Annotated in this window: 20 protein-coding genes, 1 tRNA gene and 1 other annotated feature; of the genes, 11 read left to right on the plus strand and 10 right to left on the minus strand. The window is 45.5% G+C overall.

Annotation, left to right across the window (positions count from 1 at the left end; translation table 11 throughout):
* Window positions 1-47: 47 nt before the first annotated feature.
* The 4 genes from FTW16_RS18900 to uvrY all read right to left on the minus strand — a co-directional run bounded on the left by FTW16_RS18900 (window position 48) and on the right by uvrY (window position 3,484).
* Window positions 48-121, minus strand: a tRNA-Cys gene (locus FTW16_RS18900).
* Window positions 122-387: 266 nt separating this feature from the next.
* Window positions 388-945, minus strand: a complete 558-nt coding sequence (pgsA, locus tag FTW16_RS18905; protein ID WP_019821134.1) for a CDP-diacylglycerol--glycerol-3-phosphate 3-phosphatidyltransferase — start codon at window positions 943-945, stop codon at window positions 388-390.
* A gap of 46 nt (window positions 946-991) precedes the next feature.
* Window positions 992-2,824, minus strand: coding sequence for an excinuclease ABC subunit UvrC (gene uvrC, locus FTW16_RS18910; RefSeq protein WP_102432892.1), 1,833 nt, complete (start codon window positions 2,822-2,824; stop codon window positions 992-994).
* Between the two features lie 15 nt (window positions 2,825-2,839).
* Complete coding sequence (gene uvrY, locus FTW16_RS18915; RefSeq protein ID WP_004729778.1) at window positions 2,840-3,484, minus strand: UvrY/SirA/GacA family response regulator transcription factor; 645 nt, start codon at window positions 3,482-3,484, stop codon at window positions 2,840-2,842.
* A gap of 426 nt (window positions 3,485-3,910) precedes the next feature.
* On the opposite strand from uvrY, the gene FTW16_RS18920 reads away from it, so the two are divergent.
* Window positions 3,911-6,274, plus strand: coding sequence for a DNA polymerase II (locus FTW16_RS18920; RefSeq protein ID WP_146492136.1), 2,364 nt, complete (start codon window positions 3,911-3,913; stop codon window positions 6,272-6,274).
* Between the two features lie 84 nt (window positions 6,275-6,358).
* Here FTW16_RS18920 and FTW16_RS18925 read toward each other — a convergent pair whose 3' ends face one another.
* A complete protein-coding gene (locus FTW16_RS18925) occupies window positions 6,359-7,126 on the minus strand; it encodes a nucleotidyltransferase domain-containing protein (protein WP_146492137.1) in 768 nt (255 codons plus the stop codon).
* Between the two features lie 137 nt (window positions 7,127-7,263).
* Here FTW16_RS18925 and yeiP point away from each other — a divergent pair, with 137 nt between their 5' ends.
* From yeiP to FTW16_RS18940, 3 genes are all read left to right on the plus strand, one after another.
* The gene (gene yeiP / locus FTW16_RS18930) at window positions 7,264-7,833 is read left to right on the plus strand and encodes an elongation factor P-like protein YeiP (RefSeq protein ID WP_017055115.1); all 570 of its coding nucleotides are present in this window, start codon (window positions 7,264-7,266) and stop codon (window positions 7,831-7,833) included.
* Between the two features lie 10 nt (window positions 7,834-7,843).
* Window positions 7,844-8,173 (plus strand): HI1450 family dsDNA-mimic protein, encoded by a 330-nt coding sequence (locus FTW16_RS18935; RefSeq protein ID WP_017055114.1) that lies wholly within the window; start codon window positions 7,844-7,846, stop codon window positions 8,171-8,173.
* 147 nt (window positions 8,174-8,320) lie between these two features.
* Window positions 8,321-8,803, plus strand: a complete 483-nt coding sequence (locus FTW16_RS18940; RefSeq protein ID WP_017061495.1) for an RNA methyltransferase — start codon at window positions 8,321-8,323, stop codon at window positions 8,801-8,803.
* Between the two features lie 240 nt (window positions 8,804-9,043).
* Here FTW16_RS18940 and rluB read toward each other — a convergent pair whose 3' ends face one another.
* From rluB to rnm, 3 genes are all read right to left on the minus strand, one after another.
* Window positions 9,044-10,078, minus strand: a complete 1,035-nt coding sequence (gene rluB / locus FTW16_RS18945) for a 23S rRNA pseudouridine(2605) synthase RluB (protein ID WP_017055112.1) — start codon at window positions 10,076-10,078, stop codon at window positions 9,044-9,046.
* Window positions 10,079-10,237: 159 nt separating this feature from the next.
* Complete coding sequence (locus FTW16_RS18950) at window positions 10,238-10,858, minus strand: L-threonylcarbamoyladenylate synthase (protein ID WP_009848751.1); 621 nt, start codon at window positions 10,856-10,858, stop codon at window positions 10,238-10,240.
* 62 nt (window positions 10,859-10,920) lie between these two features.
* The gene (gene rnm, locus FTW16_RS18955; protein WP_048659601.1) at window positions 10,921-11,775 is read right to left on the minus strand and encodes an RNase RNM; all 855 of its coding nucleotides are present in this window, start codon (window positions 11,773-11,775) and stop codon (window positions 10,921-10,923) included.
* Window positions 11,776-11,895: 120 nt separating this feature from the next.
* Here rnm and FTW16_RS18960 point away from each other — a divergent pair, with 120 nt between their 5' ends.
* From FTW16_RS18960 to trpA, 7 genes are all read left to right on the plus strand, one after another.
* On the plus strand, window positions 11,896-12,021 hold the full coding sequence (locus tag FTW16_RS18960; protein ID WP_009848753.1) for a trp operon leader peptide: 126 nt from the start codon (window positions 11,896-11,898) through the stop codon (window positions 12,019-12,021).
* Window positions 11,968-12,082: a sequence feature (Trp leader region), on the plus strand. It overlaps the preceding gene by 54 nt.
* 125 nt (window positions 12,083-12,207) lie before the next feature.
* The gene (locus FTW16_RS18965; protein WP_146492138.1) at window positions 12,208-13,815 is read left to right on the plus strand and encodes an anthranilate synthase component 1; all 1,608 of its coding nucleotides are present in this window, start codon (window positions 12,208-12,210) and stop codon (window positions 13,813-13,815) included.
* Between the two features lie 2 nt (window positions 13,816-13,817).
* Complete coding sequence (locus FTW16_RS18970; RefSeq protein ID WP_017063544.1) at window positions 13,818-14,426, plus strand: aminodeoxychorismate/anthranilate synthase component II; 609 nt, start codon at window positions 13,818-13,820, stop codon at window positions 14,424-14,426.
* A 9-nt stretch (window positions 14,427-14,435) separates the two neighbouring features.
* A complete protein-coding gene (gene trpD / locus FTW16_RS18975) occupies window positions 14,436-15,431 on the plus strand; it encodes an anthranilate phosphoribosyltransferase (protein WP_146492139.1) in 996 nt (331 codons plus the stop codon).
* 25 nt (window positions 15,432-15,456) lie between these two features.
* Window positions 15,457-16,896, plus strand: a complete 1,440-nt coding sequence (gene trpCF / locus FTW16_RS18980) for a bifunctional indole-3-glycerol-phosphate synthase TrpC/phosphoribosylanthranilate isomerase TrpF (protein WP_146492140.1) — start codon at window positions 15,457-15,459, stop codon at window positions 16,894-16,896.
* 123 nt (window positions 16,897-17,019) lie between these two features.
* Window positions 17,020-18,210: a tryptophan synthase subunit beta gene (trpB, locus tag FTW16_RS18985; protein ID WP_060982409.1), complete on the plus strand. Its 1,191-nt coding sequence runs from the start codon at window positions 17,020-17,022 to the stop codon at window positions 18,208-18,210.
* Window positions 18,210-19,016: a tryptophan synthase subunit alpha gene (trpA, locus tag FTW16_RS18990; protein WP_061018380.1), complete on the plus strand. Its 807-nt coding sequence runs from the start codon at window positions 18,210-18,212 to the stop codon at window positions 19,014-19,016. The genes trpB and trpA overlap by 1 nt, the downstream gene beginning before the upstream one ends.
* Window positions 19,017-19,104: 88 nt before the next feature.
* On the opposite strand, the gene FTW16_RS18995 is transcribed toward trpA, so the two are convergent.
* Together FTW16_RS18995 and FTW16_RS19000 are read right to left on the minus strand one after the other, a co-directional pair.
* The gene (locus FTW16_RS18995) at window positions 19,105-19,902 is read right to left on the minus strand and encodes a slipin family protein (RefSeq protein ID WP_048664711.1); all 798 of its coding nucleotides are present in this window, start codon (window positions 19,900-19,902) and stop codon (window positions 19,105-19,107) included.
* Window positions 19,903-19,997: 95 nt separating this feature from the next.
* Window positions 19,998-21,404, minus strand: coding sequence for an NfeD family protein (locus tag FTW16_RS19000; RefSeq protein WP_146492141.1), 1,407 nt, complete (start codon window positions 21,402-21,404; stop codon window positions 19,998-20,000).
* Window positions 21,405-21,445 lie beyond the last annotated feature (41 nt).

Consider the following 21,445-nt stretch of genomic DNA (forward strand, 5'->3'; position numbering starts at 1 on the left):
GCTAGTATCGCATTTTCATTCGTATTCTTTCTAGGAGAAAGAGAGAATGGAGGCGCCTCCCGGAGTCGAACCGAGGTCCACGGATTTGCAATCCGCTGCATAGCCACTCTGCCAAGGCGCCTTAGTAACTCCAATCGAATTGCTCATTGCCATCCTCTTGGGTACGGGATGCATTCTACGGATTCAGACGATTGAGTCAATATTATTTTTGTATTTTTAATTCGTTTGAATAGATTTCATACGAAACAGGCCAAATAGCTGACTTTATGTTCAAAACACACTGTGAGCAGGTTATTCAAAGGAGATCTATATCACATTAGATATCCACTATTGATAACTTAACGTTAGGTTAAAGATCAAAAAAGCGAGCCTCAGCTCGCTTCTTCATCAATGATGTTTTTCGTCTAACAAGTCGTCTTTGGCGGCCATCAAGTATTGCGCCATCGACCAGTAGGTTAGAATCGTTGCAACGTAGAGCGCGATGTAACCAACCCAAACCATCCAATCGTCATAACGCCAAATAAGCACCCACAACGCGAACATCTGAGAAACCGTTTTAACCTTACCGACCCAAGATACTGCAACACTTGCACGTTTACCGATTTCAGCCATCCATTCACGAAGCGCTGAAATGATGATCTCACGAGCTATCATGGTCACTGCTGGGATAGTCACCCAAATCGAGTGGTAATGCTCAGTAATCAGGATAAGAGCCGTAGCAACCAACACTTTGTCAGCCACCGGATCAATGAAGGCACCGAAGCGAGACGTTTGCCCTAACTTACGAGCTAGCATGCCATCTAGCCAATCAGTGAAACCTGCTACCCAAAACACCATCGCAGCAGCAAAAGGAGCCCATTGATAAGGTAGATAGAAAACGACAACGAATACTGGGATCAAAAATAGTCTCAGTAATGACAAAATATTAGGTATATTCAAACGCATATTATTGGGCTCTTATTAATTGCGCTTTAATGGTGCGGGATTTTTACTATTGTTTCAATGCTTGATAAATGTTTTCTGCCAAAGAATGACTAATGCCCGGCACTTTGGCTATTTCTTCGACAGTTGCACGCTTAAGTTCTTGTAAGCCACCCATATATTTCAGCAAAGCTTGACGACGCTTAGGTCCAACACCTTCAATTCCTTCCAAAGCACTGGTTCTTCGCGTTTTACCACGTTTCGCCCTATGCCCTGCAATCGCGTGATTATGGCTTTCGTCACGGATGTGTTGGATAAGGTGCAGTGCTGGAGCATCACTGGGTAAATTGAACTCTTCCCCTTCTAAAGTCACTAGAGTCTCTAAACCCGGTTTACGAGTCACGCCTTTCGCAATACCCATCATTCTTGGTCTAAACGGCCAATCACCCCAATATTGAGAAATGATCTCATGCGCGCGGTTTAGCTGACCTTTACCACCATCGATAAAGATGATGTCTGGGATCTTGTCGACATCGAGTTGCTTCGAGTAACGTCTCTCAAGTGCCTGTGCCATTGCCGCGTAATCATCACCACCGGTAATGCCAGTGATGTTGTAACGGCGGTATTCTGGTTTCACAGGGCCTTCTTGATTGAACACCACACAAGACGCAATCGTGCTTTCACCCATGGTATGACTGATATCGAAACATTCCATGCGCTTAATCGCATCCATCGACAGCACTTCTTGTAGCTCTTTGAAGCGCTGATTGATGGTCATCTTGTGATTAATCTTGGTCGTAATCGCCGTTAACGCATTGGTGTTCGACAATTTAAGGTAACGACCACGAGTACCAGAAGGGTTTGTGTTGAAATGGATCTTACGACCTGCAACTTCACACAAAGCTTCTTGGATTGGTGTGACGTCTTCCATCAGGTCCGCGTTCAGAATCAAACGGGTTGGAATGGTTCTCGCTTCATTATGCGCTAAGTAATACTGACTTAAAAAGCTCGAAAAGACCTCTTCTCGCACCGTATTGTTTGGAATCTTAGGAAAGTGGCTTCGGCTACCTAAGACTTTACCTTGGCGAATCATCAAGATATGAATACACGCCACACCATTCTCTTGAGCAAAGCCCAACACATCCATATCTTCCATAGAGTCGTCAGATACATACTGTTGTTCTTGCACACGTCGAATCGCTTGGATTTGATCGCGGAAAGCGGCGGCTTGTTCAAAGCGAAGCTCTCGGCTGGCCGTGTCCATCTTCTCGATGAGCGTCTCTAGCACCAACTTATCTTTCCCTTGCAGGAATAGACGAACATAGTCGATAAGCTCACTGTACTCTTCATCAGAGATAATCGAGCTAACACATGGCGCAGCACAACGACCAATTTGATACATCAAGCATGGGCGGGTTCGGTTTGCATAAACCGTGTCTTCACACTGACGAGCAGGAAAGATTTTTTGTATTAAGTGTAGCGTCTCACGCACAGCGCCGGAGTCAGGATAAGGACCAAAGTATTCACCCTTTTTCTTTTTAGCACCGCGGTGCATCGACAAACGAGGATGCTTGTGACCGCTAATGAAAATATAAGGGTACGACTTATCATCACGCAGAAGTACGTTGTATTTCGGCAGATACTGCTTGATGTAGTTGTGCTCAAGAATAAGAGCTTCGGTTTCCGTGTGCGTTACAGTCACATCAATCTTGTCGATGTTGCTGACTAGAGCGCGTGTTTTTTCACTGTCGACTTTTTTACGGAAATAACTGGAAAGGCGTTTTTTGAGGTTCTTAGCTTTACCGACGTAAATAACAACAGCCTCGGCGTTATACATTCGATAAACGCCGGGCTGTTCTGTTACTGTTTTGAGGAATGAGACTGAGTCAAACAAGTTGGTCACTATACGATCTCAGTGTTAAAGGGTCTCAGTGTCTAACATTCCATGTCTAATCGCTAAGTGCGTCAGCTCTACATCGCCACTGATATCCAGCTTGCTGAACAAACGGTAGCGGTAACTGTTGACTGTTTTAGGACTTAGATTGAGTTGTTCTGAAATATCCGTCACTTTCTGACCTTTAGTAATCATCATCATGATTTGAAGTTCACGTTCAGATAAGTCTGCGAATGGATTTTCAGACGCAGGCGAGAATTGGCTCAAAGCCATCTGCTGCGCAATTTCTGGGGAAATGTATCGTTGGCCACTATTAACCACTCGAATTGCATTTACCATTTCATCCGGACCTGCTCCTTTAGTAAGGTAACCAGCAGCCCCAGCTTGCATCACTTTAGTTGGAAACGGATTTTCCGTATGAACAGTTAAAACGATGATTTTAACATCAGGGTTGAAACGCAAGATTTTCTTGGTTGCTTCTAAGCCACCAATACCAGGCATATTCATATCCATCAAAATAACGTCAGTATTGTTAGTACGACACCATTTTGCAGCATCTTCACCGCTTTCAGCTTCCCCTGCTACGTTCATTCCACGGACGTCTTCAATAATACGTCGTATCCCTGTGCGAACCAGCTCGTGATCATCTACAAGGAAAACATTTATCAAACTTGTATCTCCACACTATTAATTGGCTCTGCAACCACTGTGTCGTTTCATCTGTTTGAAACAATTAAACAAAGGAACAGTGGATCGCAGCATTGAGTACATCTTAACTTAATTACTAAAAAAAAGCTCTGTTGAATATGTGCTGAAACACCAACTTTAGCAAGTACTTATTAACAAATAAACTAACTAAAACAACAAGCTTTTTCTAAAAATCAATCAGTTAAAACAACACCCAATAAAATTACACAAGATAAAGATATTTTCAATACCATTGAATGACCATTCTCGACAATTTCACTTATTTGCTTATAGAGTCCCGTTATTTGGCTCTGTTAACTAGAATTTAGTTAGTATTTTTGCTGCCTGTTGTGCGCTGAGGGTCGCTAGGTGGTAATATTCGATTCCCAATTTCAATAGGTTACTACATTGGATATTCAGCAAGGCTTTGTGCTCACAAGACAAGCAAGAGACTTTTCAGGGCGCACGCAAATCGACTTGTGGTTAAGCACCCCTCAAGGCCCTACTCTACTGACAATTCAAAATGAAAAGCCTGTATTTTTCGTCGCGCAAGCTGATGTAGAAGCATGTCAGGCTATCGCAGCGAAAGAGTCAATCAATTGCAAATTCAAGCCTCTAGGGCTAGCCACATTCGAGCAAACGCCTCTAGCCGCGTGTTATACATCTCTGTCGAGAAGTAGTTTTGGTTTAGCGCAAGTCTTTCACAACGAAGAAATCCAAACCTTTGAAAGCGATATTCGACTCGCCGATCGATATCTGATGGAACGATTTATCAAGGGAAGTATTGAGTTCACCGGATCTGGTAGGCAAAAAAATAAGTATCATCGAGTCTCAAGCGCAAAATGCCGAGCAGGTGATTACTTACCCAACCTATCGGTGGTCTCGCTTGATATTGAGTGTTCAGAAAAAGGCGTGCTTTATTCAATTGGCCTAGACAGCCCGATGGACAGTCGAGTGATCATGGTCGGCGAACCACAACGAGCTGAAACCAATATCCAATGGGTAGCCAACGAAAAAGCGCTACTCGAAGCAATGATAGCTTGGTTCTCTGAATTCGATCCTGACATCATCATTGGTTGGAACGTTATTGACTTCGATTTTAGGCTACTGCACAAACGTTCAGAATGGAACGAAGTGAAGCTCAACATCGGCAGAGACAATCAACCGAGCTTTTTCCGTAGTTCGGCACAAAATCAACAAGGTTTTATCACTATTCCCGGGCGCGTTGTCTTGGATGGTATCGATATGCTTAAAACGGCGACCTATCACTTCCGCTCATGGTCGCTGGAGTCGGTATCGCAAGAGCTACTTGGTGAAGGCAAAGACATCCACAACGCTCATGACCGTATGGATGAGATCAACCGGATGTTTAAGTTCGATAAGCCTTCACTCGCCAAGTACAACCTTCAAGACTGTGTGCTAGTAAACCGCATCTTCGAGCACACTCACCTACTCGACTTCGCCATTGAGCGCTCTCGATTAACCGGTGTAGAGCTGGATCGCGTTGGTGGCTCTGTTGCTGCCTTTACTAATTTATATCTTCCTCAAATCCACAGAGCGGGTTATGTCGCACCTAACTTAGAGCCGGAGAACTGGATTGCCAGCCCCGGTGGCTACGTAATGGATTCTATTCCTAACCTGTATGACTCAGTTCTGGTACTCGATTTTAAAAGCCTATACCCGTCCATCATTCGTTCGTTTTTGATTGACCCTATGGGGTTAATCGAAGGGTTAAAGTTGGAAATCGGGCCAACTGAAGATCAAGCGGTTAATGGTTTTCGCGGTGGGCAATTCCACCGCTCTAAACACTTTCTGCCTGAGATGATTGAAAACCTCTGGGCAGCACGTGATGTTGCGAAGAAGAACAACGAAAAAGCATTCTCTCAGGCGATTAAGATCATCATGAACTCATTCTATGGGGTGTTAGGTTCGTCTGGCTGCCGTTTCTTTGATACGCGCTTGGCCTCCTCTATCACCATGCGTGGGCATGAGATCATGAAGCAAACTAAAGTTCTGATCGAAGATAAAGGCTATCAAGTGATTTATGGGGACACAGATTCAACCTTCGTGTCTCTGAACGGCAGCTATGATCAGGAAAAAGCAGACGAGATCGGAAACGCACTGGTCGCTTACATCAACGATTGGTGGACGAACCACTTAAAAGAAACCTACAACCTGACTTCTATACTCGAATTGGAATACGAGACTCACTATCGCAAGTTTCTAATGCCAACCATTAGAGGCTCAGAAACAGGCTCGAAGAAACGTTATGCGGGCTTAATCACTCAAGGTGATAAAGAGAAGATCATCTTTAAAGGACTAGAGAGTGCGCGCACCGATTGGACACCTCTCGCACAGCAATTCCAACAAACCCTGTATGAGATGGTATTTCACGACCAAGACCCTACCGACTATGTCAGACAATTTGTTGATGAGACTTCAGCGGGTAAACATGACGATTTATTGGTTTACCAGAAGCGTCTGCGTCGTAAGCTACATGAGTACCAAAAGAACATTCCGCCACAAGTCAGGGCTGCAAGAATGGCCGATGAAATAAATGCTCAGTTAGGACGCCCTCTTCAATACCAAAACAAAGGACGTATTGAGTATTTGATTACTCTGAGTGGCCCTGAGCCGAAAGAGTATTTAAAGAGTGGTATCGATTATCAGCACTATATCGATAAGCAGATTAAACCCGTCGCAGAGGCAATCTTGCCCTTTATTGGCTTAGATTTTGAAAGAGTCAGCGGACAGCAGTTAGGTCTATTCTAAAACTACTTTGAGCTGTAATAGAAACAAAAAAGCAGAGGAGTGTTCAATTCGCTCTGCTTTTTTATATCGATAGATTACGAAGCTCTATCCGATTCGAAACTCTGTTTTCTGGTACTGCTTAACTAGCCACTCTCCAAAACCATCCAGAATGCCGATAACCGAACGTTTCGGAATCGCTCTTCCAGAAAGTAAGATGCCCAATCGTTGAATTTCAACTTCTCTATCTGGGTGATACTTCAAGAACTGTTGGCCACATTCGACAGGATCATCAAACCAATACTTATCGCGATACATCACCAAAGAATAACTTGCTCTTAGCAGCTTCTTGGCAATGATCACTTGCGCGGCCACTTGTTGTTCTGGCGTTGTTGCTCGGGCAATTTTGTTGCGATACACCGCTAACCAGTTTTCAGCATCCATGTTCCAATGCTTGGCAATTTCCCAACTCGTTTCAAAATCACCATAGCAATCCGATAAGTCTTCACCGTGCACACATACCGCCAAATGCTTGAGCATAAAGCCCCAAGTGAAGATGTTGTCGAAATCGACTATCTCGCTCACTAAGGTAGTTTTAATCGCCACTTGAGTGACCTGCGGGAAGCTTTTTTGGAAGCGCCATTTAATGGTGTTTAACAGCGTGGTTCGCTGATCAGGAAACGGGCGATGTGTCACCACAACCACATCAAGATTTGAGCGACCGACGACGGCTTGCTTGCGAGCGACACTGCCATAAATATAGACACTGTGTAGATTAGATCCTAACCCACCTTTTAGAAAGGTAATCAGATCGTTAACCACAGGTTGAAATTCAGGTTGAAATGGCTGTGTTGGGTCAATAACGGGTAGCGGCATAGGTCGTTTCGGTAAATAAAATCATGATTTAACAGTAACTCTATGATCGCCTAGGTGACTTTATGATTCAAGCTATTCCTATTTATAGCATCTCCGAGATATAATCAGCGGATAGACCCACTAAGGACAAACACAAAATGCCTAGAGCAAGTGAAATTAAAAAAGGTTTTGCTATCACAGTAGAAAGCAAAACAGTGATCGTTAAAGATATCGAAGTAACAACACCAGGCGGCCGCGGTGGCCAAAAGATTTACCGCTTCCGTGGTAACGATGTAGCAACTGGCGTTAAAACTGAAGTTCGCCACAAGGCTGACGAAATCGTTGAAACTATCGACGTAACTAAGCGTGCAGTAATGTTCTCTTACGTTGATGGCAACGAGTACATCTTCATGGATAACGAAGATTACACACAATTCATCTTCAACGGTGAAACAATCGAAGACGAACTACTGTTCATCAACGAAGAAACTCAAGGCATGTACGCGATCCTTATCGATGGCAACGCTGCAACGCTTGAGCTACCAACCTCTGTTGAGCTAGTTATCGAAGAGACTGACCCTTCAATCAAAGGTGCATCAGCGTCTGCTCGTACTAAGCCTGCTCGTCTTTCTACAGGTCTTACTATCCAAGTACCTGAGTACATCGCGACTGGCGACAAAGTAGTAGTAAACACTGCTGAACGTAAATACATGAACCGCGCAAGCTAAGATACTTATTATGACCGAAGCTAACGACCTAATGTCTTATGACGACGCAATTGACACTGCATACGACATCTTCCTAGAGATGGCACCTGACAACCTAGAACCTGCAGACGTGATTCTTTTCACGGCTCAGTTTGAAGATCGTGGCGCAGCAGAGCTTGTTGAAACTGGCGATGATTGGGTTGAACATGTTGGCTTTGAAGTCGACAAAGAAATCTACGCTGAAGTGCGAATTGGTCTTGTGAATGAAGCTGATGACGTTCTTGACGACGTATTTGCTCGCATGCTAATCAGCCGTGATCCAGACCATAAGTTCTGTCACATGCTGTGGAAACGCGACTAATACCGCTGTTGACGCTCATTTGCATGAGTAAACAAGTATTCATGTAAGCGAGTTAAAAGTTAGCCGAGCCGATTGCTCGGCTATTTTTATCACGCCATTTCTCATCGTGATTACTCACTTTCATCATCAACTTTAGATTCACTGATTATGACCAAAGCAAAAACAGACACACAATCAAAAGGCTATGCCTGCATTGGCCTAGTTAACCCAAAGACGCCTGAAAACGTAGGCTCTGTAATGCGAGCAGCTGGCTGCTACGGCGCCAACTCTGTGTTTTACACTGGTACACGCTACGACCATGCGCGAAAATTCCATACCGACACCAAAGAAAAGCACCTAGCCCTGCCTTTAATTGGTGTTGAAGAGCTGAAAGATATTATTCCAGTAGGCTGCGTGCCGGTTGCTGTTGATCTGATTGAAGGTGCTAAGCCACTACCTGATTACAAGCACCCACCACGTGCGTTTTACATTTTTGGCCCAGAAGATGGCACGCTAAAGAAAGAGATCACCGACTTCTGTCGTGAGACGATTTACGTTCCAACCAACGGCTGCATGAATCTAGCGGCATCAGTGAATGTTGTGCTTTACGACCGACTGGCGAAAGGCGATAACTTCTCGAATCATAAATAGTCAAAGATGCGAAATACGAAATACGAAATACGAAATACGAAATACGAAATACGAGCAGATTATAGATGCGCGTACACGAAAGGCACGCTTACTGTCGTTTATAGCAGCATGTTTTCGATACTCGGTTATTCGCATCCCTCATCTTCTATTGCTTCAGACGTAAAAAAACCTGCTCAATGAGCAGGTTTTTAGTATTCAGTGCTTTCAGCTAATGAAGCTTACGCGTAAGAACTTACGTAATTACTGACGTGTTCTTGGCTTAGCTGGTTTAGCCGGACGACCGTTGTTCAGCTTAGGCTTACTTTTGTTAGCCTGAGGTTTGCCTTTGTTTGCAGCTGGAGCACTACGACCTGAATCAGGTGTTGTAGTACCGCGAGTTGCAGGCTTCTTGCGTTTAGTTTGGTTGCTACGGCCTTTTGGTGCGTTTGCACGCTCTTCGTGACGCTTAACAGCACGACGAATTTTTTGGCTACGAGAACGCTCACGCTTACGAGAAGTGTTTGAAGGATCAAGATCCAACAAAGTCTCTTTCTCTGGCTTAAGCTCAACAAGCTCACGCAGGTAGTTAACTTCTTGAAGATCTAGCTCTTTCCAACCGCCACGAGGCAGTTTCTTATCAAGGTAGATATCACCGTAACGTACACGTTTCAGGCGGCTTACTGTTGTTTCTTGAGATTCCCAAAGACGACGAACCTCACGGTTACGACCTTCGTTAATCGCTACGTAGAAAGTATGATTCATACCTTCACCGCCAGCGTAAACCACATCTTCAAAACGAGCCATGCCGTCTTCAAGTTGTACGCCACGAGTAACGTTTTTTACTTTTTGCTCAGTCACTTCACCAAACACACGTACTAAGTACTCACGTTCAACCTGACGGCTTGGGTGCATTAGACGGTTTGCAAGTTCACCATCAGTAGTGAAAAGCAAAAGACCCGATGTGTTTGCATCAAGACGACCAACTGAAATCCAACGAGAACCACGGATCTTAGGTAGACGATCGAAAACAGTACGGCGGCCTTCAGGATCGTGACGAGTACAAAGCTCACCTTCAGGTTTGTAGTAAGCAAGTACACGACAAACCACTTCTTCAGAAGCCTTGCCTGAAACAGTATGGCCATCGATACGGATCACTGAGTTCTCGTCTTCAAGACGCTCGCCCAGTTTCGCAACTTGACCGTTAACACTTACACGACCAGATTTGATTAAACCTTCTAGTTCACGACGAGAACCGTGACCAGCTCGCGCTAAAACCTTCTGTAATTTTTCGCTCATTTACTCTTTTCTACCTAATTGTCGTCTTCACAGACGTCGAATGAATTTTTCGCGACCAAATCGCGGTCGCGTATTATCGCAAATAACCTGCCAAAAAGCACTTGTTATTTACTCTGGCAGGTTTGCTGTATCGTTACAGACTGTTAATCAGTAAAGCGATTATTCAAACGGCGCAGGATCGCCAGCACCACGACGTAGAACCACGGCATCATCATCACTAAAGTCAATAACCGTCGTCGGTTGCTCACCTAAGTAACCACCATTCAAAATGACATCAACCGCATGCTCTAGGCTGTCACGAATTTCTTCTGGATCCGACTCAGTTGTCTCGTTACCCGGAAGAATCAATGACGTCGACATCAGTGGTTCGCCCATCGCTTCCAACAAGTCGAGTGCAATCTTGTTGTCTGGGACACGAATACCAATCGTTTTACGCTTGGCGTTCATCAAACGCTTTGGTACTTCTTTGGTTGCTTTAAAGATAAACGTGTAAGCACCTGGCGTGTGTGCTTTCAGTAGACGGAAAGCCACGTTATCGACGCGTGCATACAGTGATAATTCAGAAAGATCACGGCATAACAACGTGAAGTTGTGCTTGTCATCGATGCGACGAATTTTACAGATACGTTCAAGTGCTTGTTTGTTTTCAAGCTGACAGCCCAGCGCATAACCGGAATCTGTTGGATAAACCACTACGCCGCCATTACGAATAATCGCAACCGCTTGAGTAATTAAGCGTGCTTGTGGGTTATCTGGGTGTACATAAAAAAACTGGCTCATTGTTGATCCTCGTTATCGAATCTCTCGACTCTATCATCAGAAGGAGCTGGTTCACCTAAAGACTATTCAGATGGTGAAACCGTTTGAAACTCCCAATCTTTCCATACTTCTTCGACCCCAGAAGGTAGCCAGAGATTACGTCCAAGTTCCATCCACGGAGATGGGTAATGGAAATCACTGCCTTGGGAGGCTAATAGTTTGTATTGTATAGCATAATCCGCGAGTGTGCGTCTTTCTTGTTGCGCTTGCTGAGGTTGAGCGACTTCCATCGCATCCCCTTTCGCTTCAACAAATGCAGCTAGCAAGCGCTTAACCCACTTGGCTGTAAGGCCATATCGCCCAGGGTGAGCGAGTACGGCTTGGCCACCAGCAGCATGAATGGCCGTGACAGCATCACTCATTGAGCACCACGTCGGCGGCACATAACCTGGGTTATTGCGAGTAAGAAACTTTTTAAACACCTGCTGCATGGTTTTTGCGTAGCCGTTGTCGACTAACCACTTAGCAAAGTGAGCGCGAGTAATAGGCGCATCACCTGCAATCAATTTAACTTCTTCTAGCACCCCTTCACGAGTCGCTTTCTCAAGACGTTGAGCAATCATCTCTGCGCGTCCAATACGGTGTTGCTTCTGTTGCTCAATGAGCGCTTTGAGTTCTGGTGACTCAGGATCAACGTTTAACCCAACAATATGAATATCTTTGTTTTGCCAAACGGTCGAAATCTCAATGCCGTTGATCAGCTGAATAGGAAGGTTGTTATCAGCAATATAGCTGCGTGCTTCAGCAAGCCCATCAGTCGTGTCATGATCTGTAATCGCTAGCGCTTCGATATTAAAGCCAAGCGCTCGGTCAATTAGCTCAGGTGGAGTAAGTCGGCCATCTGAGGCTGTTGTATGACTATGTAGATCAATTCTCATATATTCTTTTTCATTGTTTTCAATTTTTATCGTTATATTTGTGTCAACACACTTGACCCGCAAGCGGAAAACTAGTTAACTAGTACACAAATACGAAGTATCACATTTGATAGGTTCACCATGTTACAAGAATTTAACCAAAACCATAAAGATAAAGTTTTAGAACTTTCTTCAGTAGAAGCAAGTTCAGAGCTTAATTGGTGGCGCACTTGGACAAGTTCTTGGTGGGCTAACGTGTACTTCTAGTTAAACAGTTTGTTTATAAAAAAGTTATCACTAAGCCCGCTTTAATAGCGGGCTTTTTAATTTGTCGAACATCTCACATTCAACTGACTAACAAATCATCGAATTGACCATATTCTAGATTGGGTGAAAGGTATCTTTATGCGACTATGTACGGCAGGAAATTTAAAGAATCATAAAGGAGGTCTTGTGAACAAGGCCATTGAAATCAAAAAGCTGGGAACCATTGAGGTCATCAATTCATCAGTTCCTTACTCGCAAGATCCAACCAGCGTTTTTCATACTCTGTGTGAAAACAAAACAGACAGTTTGCTGTTGGAATCGGCTGAGATTGAATCCAAACAGAACCTAACAAGCCTGCTCCTTATCGACTCTGCTGTTCGTATCGTATGTCGCGGACATGAAGTAACCTTTCAAGCATTGACTGAAAACGGTCAAGCGCTTATCAAAAATCTCACTCAAAACGTGAAAGCAGAAATAAAATCTGACCTTACTGATAACGTTTTGACGCTGACTTTTGTCGAACCAAGCAACGAATTAGACGAAGACTCACGTTTAAGAGAAGCCTCTTCATTCGATGCACTGCGTTTGGTTCAGCACAGCTTTGAGCAAGACGCAGATAACAAACACGCGCTATTCATGGCGGGCTTATTCGCTTACGACATCGTGGCTAACTTTGAACCGCTAGGTGATGCTGAAGCAACCAACAATTGTCCTGACTTTGTATTCTACGTTGCGGAAACACTATTGCGTTTCGACCACCAAGAGAACGAAGGCCTACTTCATGCGAGCTTGTTCGCTCAAGATGACAGCATCAAAGCGCAATTAACTGACCGTTTAGCTGACATTCAAACTCAGTGCCAGTCACTGAAAGCAATCACTGAAGTAACGCCGCTCGACAACGTTGAAGCGGTACCGAGCGTTTCAGATGAAGACTTCTGCCAAACGGTTCGTGATTTAAAAGAGTACGTAGTTAAAGGCGACGTATTCCAAGTGGTGCCTTCACGCCGCTTTACTTTACCTTGCCCTGCTCCACTGGCGGCTTATAAAGAACTTAAGCAAAGTAACCCAAGCCCTTACATGTTCTACATGCAAGACGAGCTGTTTACTCTATTCGGTGCATCTCCAGAAAGTGCGCTTAAGTACGAGACCGAAACCAATCAAATCGAGATCTACCCAATTGCGGGTACTCGTCGTCGCGGCAAGCGTCCTGATGGTCAAATTGATTTCGACCTAGACAGCCGTATCGAGCTTGAACTGCGCACCGACAAGAAAGAAAACGCCGAGCACATGATGCTTGTCGACCTAGCGCGTAACGATGTGGCACGTATTGCCGAAGCTGGCACTCGCCACGTAGCAGACCTACTGAAAGTTGATCGCTACAGCCATGTGATGCATTTGGTTTCTCGTGTTGTTGGTCAACTGCGTGAAGACTTAGATGCGCTGCACGCTTACCAAGCTTGTATGAACATGGGTACGCTAACAGGCGCACCAAAAATCCGCGCAATGCAGCTTATTCGTGATGTAGAAAAAACGCGTCGTGGTAGCTATGGCGGTGCAGTAGGTTACCTAACAGGTGAAGGCACGTTAGATACGTGTATCGTGATTCGTTCTGCTTACGTTGAAGATGGTGTAGCACAAGTACAAGCTGGCGCTGGTGTAGTATTCGACTCAGACCCACAAGCAGAAGCTGATGAGACTCGCGGCAAAGCTCAAGCGGTCATCTCTGCGATTCAAGCAGCGCATACTAAGAGCTCTGCTACAAACCAACACTCATCAAATAAGAAGGAGTCGTAATCATGGCTGATATTGTATTCATCGATAACTTCGACTCGTTCACTTACAACCTTGTAGACCAATTTCGTTCATTAGGTCACAGCGTTAAGATTTACCGTAACAACATTCCCGCAAAGGTGGTTGAAGCGGCGATCAACGAATTAGACAACCCTGTTGCCCTACTTTCACCTGGCCCCGGCGCTCCAGCAGACGCGGGCTGCATGCCTGAGCTGATTCAGCTGCTAAAAGGCAAAGTGCCAATGATTGGCATTTGCTTAGGCCACCAAGCGATCGTTGAAGCTTATGGCGGTACCGTTGCAGGCGCAGGCGAAATCATTCATGGTAAGGTGTCAATGATGGAACACCAAAACCATGCGACTTACCAAGGCTTACCTTCGCCACTGGCTATTGCTCGCTACCACTCTTTAGTGGCAACGCATGTATCCGATAGCCTAACGGTGACCGCTGAAGTCGATGATTTGGTGATGTCTGTAGTTCAAGAACAAGACAAGGTTTGTGGATTCCAATTCCACCCTGAATCAATTATGACGACCTACGGTGCAACGCTTCTAGCAAACGCTATCGAATGGGCTCTTGAGAAACCTCTTCGCCTTGAAAAGACTGGAAAATAGGAAACGATCATGGAACAGATTAATAAACTTTACGAACAGCAGTCTCTTACTCAAGAAGAAAGCCAACAATTGTTTGATGTGATCATCAAGGGCGAACTTGACCCAATCTTGATGGCTTCTGCGCTAACGGCACTGAAAATCAAAGGCGAAACGCCCGATGAGATCGCAGGTGCAGCGAAAGCACTGCTTGCGAATGCAAACCCGTTTCCGCGCCCTGATTACGATTTCGCAGACATCGTAGGTACAGGTGGCGACGGTCACAACACCATTAATATCTCGACGACTTCTGCATTTGTTGCCGCAGCGTGTGGCTTAAAAGTCGCGAAACACGGTAACCGTAGTGTATCGAGCAAATCAGGCTCTTCCGACCTACTGGATTCATTCGGTATCAACCTAGCGATGACAGCAGAAGACACACGTACTGCTGTTGATGAACTTGGCGTAGCATTCCTATTTGCTCCGCAGTATCACGTTGGTGTACGTCACGCGATGCCGGTTCGTCAAACAATGAAAACGCGCACTATCTTCAATATTCTTGGCCCACTGATTAACCCTGCTCGCCCTAACATCGAGCTAATGGGTGTTTACAGCAAAGAGTTGGTTCGCCCGATCGCAGAAACCATGCTGCAAATGGGCATGAAGCGTGCTGCGGTTGTTCACGGTAGTGGCCTAGATGAAGTGGCGATTCATGGCGAGACTATCGTTGCTGAAATTAAAGATGGCGAGATTAACGAGTACACCGTAACTCCGGCTGACTTTGGTTTGAACACTCACCCTCTTGAAGCAATCAAGGGCGGCGAGCCAGAAGAAAACAAAGCCATCACAACCGATATACTGACGGGTAAAGGCACTGATGCTCAAGTTGGCGCAGTGGCAGTCAACGTTGCTCTACTGATGCGTCTATTTGGTCATGAAGATCTAAAAGCCAACGCACAACAAGCAATTGACGCGATGAACTCAGGTAAAGCTTACGAGCTTGTGCAAAAGCTTGCTGCTCACGCCTAACGAACGACGAATTGAGACAAAGAACATGACACAGACTACCGATAAACTGTCGACCCACGTTTCAGTCAAAGAAGCTGAAATGGCGGAAGTATTAGCAAAAATCGTTCGTGATAAATACCAATGGGTTGAAGCGCGTAAGCAGACTCAACCACTAAACGAATTTAAAGCGTCACTAACTTCAACAGACCGCAGCTTTTATGATGCTCTGAGTGGTGAGCAAACCGTTTTCATCACTGAGTGTAAGAAAGCCTCTCCGTCAAAAGGTTTAATCCGTGACGAGTTTGACCTGGACTACATTGCATCAGTTTACAACAACCACGCAAACGCGATTTCAGTGCTGACAGACGAGAAGTACTTCCAAGGTGACTTTGAGTTTTTACCTAAAGTTCGCAGCATTGCTAAGCAGCCTATTTTGTGTAAAGACTTCATGGTTGATACCTACCAAGTGTACCTAGCTCGTCACTACTCAGCTGACGCAATCTTGTTGATGCTATCGGTATTGGATGACGAAGAGTACAAAGCGCTGGCGGAAGTCGCACATTCACTCAACATGGGTGTGCTAACCGAAGTCAGCAACGAAGAAGAACTTCATCGCGCAGTCTCTTTAAAAGCAAAAGTGATCGGCATTAACAACCGTAACCTTCGTGACCTTTCGACTGATTTGAATCGTACCAAAGAGTTGGCTCCGCTGATTCGTGAACTGGCTCCAAACGCAGTCGTGATTTCAGAGTCTGGTATCTACACTCACCAACAAGTTCGTGACCTTTCAACGTTTGCAGATGGCTTCCTAATCGGCAGCTCTCTGATGGCTGAAAAGAACCTTGAACTTGCGGTACGTAAAGTGACACTCGGTGAAAATAAGGTGTGTGGTTTAACCCACCCTGACGATGCCGCGAAAGCGTATCAAGCAGGTGCAGTCTTCGGTGGTTTGATTTTCGTTGAAGCATCTAAACGTCATGTGGATATTGAAGCGGCTCGTTTGACCATGAGTGGCGCTCCTTTAAACTATGTCGGCGTGTTCCAAAACCATAGCGTTACTGACGTGGCAAAAACGGTTTCTGAGCTAGGCCTGTTCGCTGTGCAGCTGCACGGTGACGAGTCTCAAGCGTTTGTCGATGAACTAAAGCAATCACTGCCTGAAAGCGTTGAGATTTGGAAAGCTTACGGTGTTGCTTCCGGTGCTAAAAGCTCACTACCAGAATTACTGGAAAGCAACGTGACTCGTCACCTACTCGATACTAAAGTGGGTTCTCAAACAGGTGGTACTGGTCAAGCGTTCGATTGGAGCCTAATCAATAACCAAAGCGCAATCATGTTGGCTGGTGGTCTAAATCCAAAAAATGCTAACCAAGCGGCTAAGTTAGGCTGCTTAGGATTAGACCTAAACTCTGGCGTTGAATCAGCTCCAGGTAAAAAAGACGCAGACAAACTGCAACGCGCTTTTACAGCGATTCGTAATTACTAAGCTTTTCTAAATTACGAGCCTAATCACTAGAAACTTATTTGTGGGCTTTGCCTTTTGCGGAGCTCAAGCAAGATTAAATGACTTGGTGTGAATACACATCAATAGAATTGAAGGAATAACACAATGGCTAAACTCGATGCCTACTTTGGTGAATACGGTGGTCAATACGTACCGCAGATCCTAGTGCCAGCACTAGACCAACTTGAACAAGCATTTATCGATGCGCAAGCCGATCCTGAGTTCCGCAGTGAATTCATGACGCTTCTTCAAGAGTACGCTGGTCGTCCAACGGCACTAACGTTGACTCGTAACCTAACTAAAGGCACAAAAACCAAACTGTACCTTAAGCGTGAAGATCTACTTCACGGTGGCGCCCACAAGACAAACCAAGTACTTGGTCAAGCATTGCTGGCAAAACGCATGGGTAAGCAGGAAATCATCGCTGAGACTGGCGCAGGCCAACACGGTGTTGCAACGGCTCTAGCTTGTGCTCTCTTAGGTCTGAAGTGTCGTGTTTACATGGGTGCAAAAGACGTTGAACGTCAAAGCCCGAACGTGTTCCGCATGAAGCTAATGGGCGCAGAGGTTATCCCTGTTCATTCTGGCTCGTCAACGCTAAAAGATGCATGTAACGAAGCGCTACGTGACTGGTCTGCAACTTATGAAGACGCACACTACCTACTGGGTACGGCTGCGGGTCCTCACCCATTCCCAACGATTGTTCGTGATTTCCAACGCATGATTGGTGAAGAGACGAAGAACCAAATTCTAGCTCGTGAAGGTCGCCTTCCTGATGCGGTTATCGCTTGTGTCGGCGGTGGTTCAAACGCTATCGGTATGTTCGCTGACTTCATTGAAGAAGAGTCTGTACGCCTAATCGGTGTTGAGCCTGCAGGTAAAGGTATTGATACCGACCAACACGGCGCGCCGCTTAAACACGGTAAAACCGGCATCTTCTTCGGTATGAAAGCACCGCTAATGCAAGATGAAAATGGCCAAGTGGAAGAGTCTTACTCTGTTTCTGCGGGTCTAGACTTTCCATCAGTTGGTCCTCAACACGCGCACCTAAATGCCATTGGCCGTGCTGAATACGACAACGTGACTGATGACGAAGCACTAGAAGCTTTCCAAGCTATCGCACGTAACGAAGGTATTATCGCAGCGCTAGAGTCATCTCATGCTTTGGCTCATGCAATCAAAATGGCTCACGACGACCCAGAGAAAGAACAACTATTGGTAGTTAACTTATCTGGCCGTGGTGACAAAGACATTTTCTCTGTACACGACATTCTTAAAGAGAAAGGAGCATTATAATGGATCGCTATCAATCACTCTTCACTCGCTTAGCTGAAAAGAATCAGGGCGCATTTGTACCATTCGTAACGGTTGGCGATCCTAACCCTGAGCAATCACTTAAGATCATGGAAACGCTGGTAGAAGCGGGGGCTGATGCGCTTGAACTTGGCATTCCGTTCTCTGATCCACTGGCTGATGGCCCAACAATCCAAGGTGCGAACATTCGTGCGTTAGATTCTAAAGTAACACCTGATGTGTGTTTTGATCTTATTGGACAAATCCGCGCGAAATACCCAGAGCTACCAATTGGCCTACTGATGTACGCGAACTTGGTTTACGCACGTGGTATCGAGAACTTCTACGAGCGTTGTGCTAATGCGGGTATCGATTCAGTATTGATTGCTGACGTACCAACTAACGAAAGTGGCGAGTTTGTTGCGGCAGCGAAGAAGTTTGGCGTTCACCCAATCTTTATTGCTCCACCAACAGCAAGTGATGAGACGCTTCAATCAGTTTCTGAGCTAGGTGGTGGTTACACTTACCTACTTTCTCGTGCTGGCGTAACGGGTGCAGAAACCAAAGCAAACATGCCAGTAACCGCACTGCTTGATCGTTTGAACAAGTTTGACGCGCCACCAGCACTGCTTGGTTTCGGTATCTCGGCTCCTGAGCAAGTCAAAGAAGCCATCGAAGCTGGCGCTGCCGGTGCGATCTCTGGCTCAGCGGTCGTAAAAATCATTGAAAACAACGTTGAACAACCAGAAGCAATGCTTAAAGCACTTGCTGAGTTTGTTACGCCAATGAAAGCGGCTACGCAAAAGTAATCTACGGTCAATAAATAGAACTAACTCTTCAAATATCAAAAGGCTCCACAGATGTGGAGCCTTTTTTATTGCTTGTCATTCACGCTAGCTAATCATCCACTTTCATCGCTTTCTTAATAGCAGCTTCATTAAGTGTCGCTTTGATGGGGTCGGTGATCTTATCCACCAAGTCGACAGGCATCGGGAAGACGATGGTCGTGGTGCGTTCATTCGCCACTTCGGTTAGAGTCTGCATGTAACGCAACTGAATGGCGTTAGGTGCTTTGTTTAGCACTTCCGCGGCTTCTCTTAACTTAGTTGATGCCTCTAACTCACCCGTTGCATGTATCACCTTGGCTCGACGAGAACGTTCCGCCTCTGCTTGTTTAGCAAGAGCTCGCACCATGCTGTCATCTAGATCGACATGCTTGATCTCGACATTGGCAATCTTAATCCCCCAGTTATCGGTGTGTTGATCCAGTATCGATTGCAAATCTCTATTGAGCTCTTCTCGCTCTGACAATAGCTCGTCCAACTCATGTTGCCCTAGAACAGAACGTAACGTTGTTTGTGAAAGTTGACTGGTGGCCTCAAGATAGTTCTCAACGTTGTTGATCGCCATTTTCGGATCAAGCACTCGAAAATAGACCACAGCATTGACCTTAACCGACACGTTATCTCGAGTAATCAAATCTTGCGTCGGTACATCCAAAACGATAGTTCGTAGATCCACTCGCACAATTTGTTGGATAAAAGGAATGATGATTATCAAACCAGGTCCTTTAACACCGTAAAAGCGCCCTAAGAAGAACACTACTGCACGCTCGTACTCGCGCAGAACTCTGAACATACTGGCTATCAACAAGATAACGAGCACGATGACAATACCTATAGTGTGTATAAACATAACCGCCCCCTAATGGTAACGATGGTTAAGCAATAAATAATTCAATCAAGTTTGTCCTAGCATTCCACGCTAACAATACGTGCTAACAGTCCGCACTAACCAAGTTTCGATGGTGTATCATCGGACAGCGCTTCAACATCCAAAGAAAGCCCTGTGAGCTTGGTGACTCTGATACTCTGCCCTGCTTTCAGTTCATTAGCGCACTTAGCTTGCCAGATCTCACCTTCGACCAATACTCGACCTGCTCCTGGGAAACCGCTTACCACTTTACCTGTATCACCGACAACCGCTTCCATCCCCGTAGTCACTGGCTTGCTTCTCACTCGAACTAACATGGATATGGTGACGACGATAAAGGCAACAGAGAACAAACTGATCCCAATGATTAGCGGCAATGCAATTTGGTAACCCGGTACCTCTGTGTCCATCAGCATGATCGAGCCCAAAGTGAATGCGGCGACGCCACCCAACCCGAAGATACCAAAACTCGGGCTAAAGGCTTCTGCCACCATGAGGGCAATTCCCAATAGAATTAACGCAAGGCCTGCGTAACTCACTGGCAGCATTTGTAAGGAATACATGGCGAGTAGCAAACAAATTCCCCCTAATACACCCGGTAAACCAACGCCGGGGTTATAGAACTCAAGGAGCAAGCCATAGATACCGATTAGCATCAGAATGTAAGCAACATTTGGATTAGTGATCACCGAAAGCAAACTAAAGCGCCAGTCTTGTTCTCGCTCGACAAAAGCAACATCACTAAGTTGGACTTCCTGACTGACACCATTGATTATGATGGTGCGTCCATTACTCAACTCAACCAATTGCTGTAGGTCGCTCGCGATGAAATCAATCACGTTAAGTTCGAGCGCATTCTCTGAGTCCAAACTCGCCGCTTCTCTTACCGCTTTTTCTGCCCATTCTTCGTTACGTTTGTGCAGCTTAGCCAAACTAACGATGTAGGCAGCAGCATCATTGATGACTTTCTTCTCCATCGCAGTGGAGGCTTTTACTTGGTCTGAATTCTCTTGTTTCGTTTCGTCTTGCTCACTTGCTGACGCGTTATCATCTTTATTGGCATCGTCTTGAGGTGATAATGGATTAGTCGGCGCTTTGCCACCGCCAAGAGACACCGGCGTGGCTGCGCCCAAATTAGTTCCGGGCGCCATGGAGGCAATGTGACTAGCAAGTAGAATGTAGGTTCCCGCACTCGCCGCACGTGAGCCCGCGGGCCCAACCCAAGTTGCTATCGGAATCGGTGACGTGGTGATGGATCGAATAATGTCGCGCATCGACGAATCTAACCCGCCGGGCGTGTTCATTTTCAAAATGATGAATTTAGCTTGCTCATCGTAAGCTTGTTCTATTTCTCTAGTGAGGTAGTCACTGGTCGCGGGACCTATCCCTCCATTCACCTCAATAACCCAGACATCATCGGCCTGAGCAAACACAGAGCTGAACAACAGAAAAAACGCAAACAAGTACTTTAATATAAAAGTCATAGCCCCTCTCCTTACAACTGAGATGCTAGATAGACGTTTTA

This window comes from Vibrio sp. T20, assembly GCF_007858795.1.
Taxonomy (GTDB): domain Bacteria; phylum Pseudomonadota; class Gammaproteobacteria; order Enterobacterales; family Vibrionaceae; genus Vibrio; species Vibrio satsumensis.

Coding starts and splice junctions, on each gene's coding strand:
- FTW16_RS18940 (WP_017061495.1), top strand. CDS start 8,321: ATGACCAAAGCAAAAACAGACACACAATCAAAAGGCTATGCCTGCATT.
- FTW16_RS18970 (WP_017063544.1), top strand. CDS start 13,818: ATGGCTGATATTGTATTCATCGATAACTTCGACTCGTTCACTTACAAC.
- trpCF (WP_146492140.1), top strand. CDS start 15,457: ATGACACAGACTACCGATAAACTGTCGACCCACGTTTCAGTCAAAGAA.
- trpB (WP_060982409.1), top strand. CDS start 17,020: ATGGCTAAACTCGATGCCTACTTTGGTGAATACGGTGGTCAATACGTA.
- trpD (WP_146492139.1), top strand. CDS start 14,436: ATGGAACAGATTAATAAACTTTACGAACAGCAGTCTCTTACTCAAGAA.
- FTW16_RS18960 (WP_009848753.1), top strand. CDS start 11,896: ATGTTACAAGAATTTAACCAAAACCATAAAGATAAAGTTTTAGAACTT.
- rluB (WP_017055112.1), bottom strand. CDS start 10,078: ATGAGCGAAAAATTACAGAAGGTTTTAGCGCGAGCTGGTCACGGTTCT.
- pgsA (WP_019821134.1), bottom strand. CDS start 945: ATGCGTTTGAATATACCTAATATTTTGTCATTACTGAGACTATTTTTG.
- FTW16_RS18935 (WP_017055114.1), top strand. CDS start 7,844: ATGACCGAAGCTAACGACCTAATGTCTTATGACGACGCAATTGACACT.
- FTW16_RS19000 (WP_146492141.1), bottom strand. CDS start 21,404: ATGACTTTTATATTAAAGTACTTGTTTGCGTTTTTTCTGTTGTTCAGC.
- yeiP (WP_017055115.1), top strand. CDS start 7,264: ATGCCTAGAGCAAGTGAAATTAAAAAAGGTTTTGCTATCACAGTAGAA.
- FTW16_RS18995 (WP_048664711.1), bottom strand. CDS start 19,902: ATGTTTATACACACTATAGGTATTGTCATCGTGCTCGTTATCTTGTTG.
- FTW16_RS18950 (WP_009848751.1), bottom strand. CDS start 10,858: ATGAGCCAGTTTTTTTATGTACACCCAGATAACCCACAAGCACGCTTA.
- FTW16_RS18925 (WP_146492137.1), bottom strand. CDS start 7,126: ATGCCGCTACCCGTTATTGACCCAACACAGCCATTTCAACCTGAATTT.
- trpA (WP_061018380.1), top strand. CDS start 18,210: ATGGATCGCTATCAATCACTCTTCACTCGCTTAGCTGAAAAGAATCAG.
- rnm (WP_048659601.1), bottom strand. CDS start 11,775: ATGAGAATTGATCTACATAGTCATACAACAGCCTCAGATGGCCGACTT.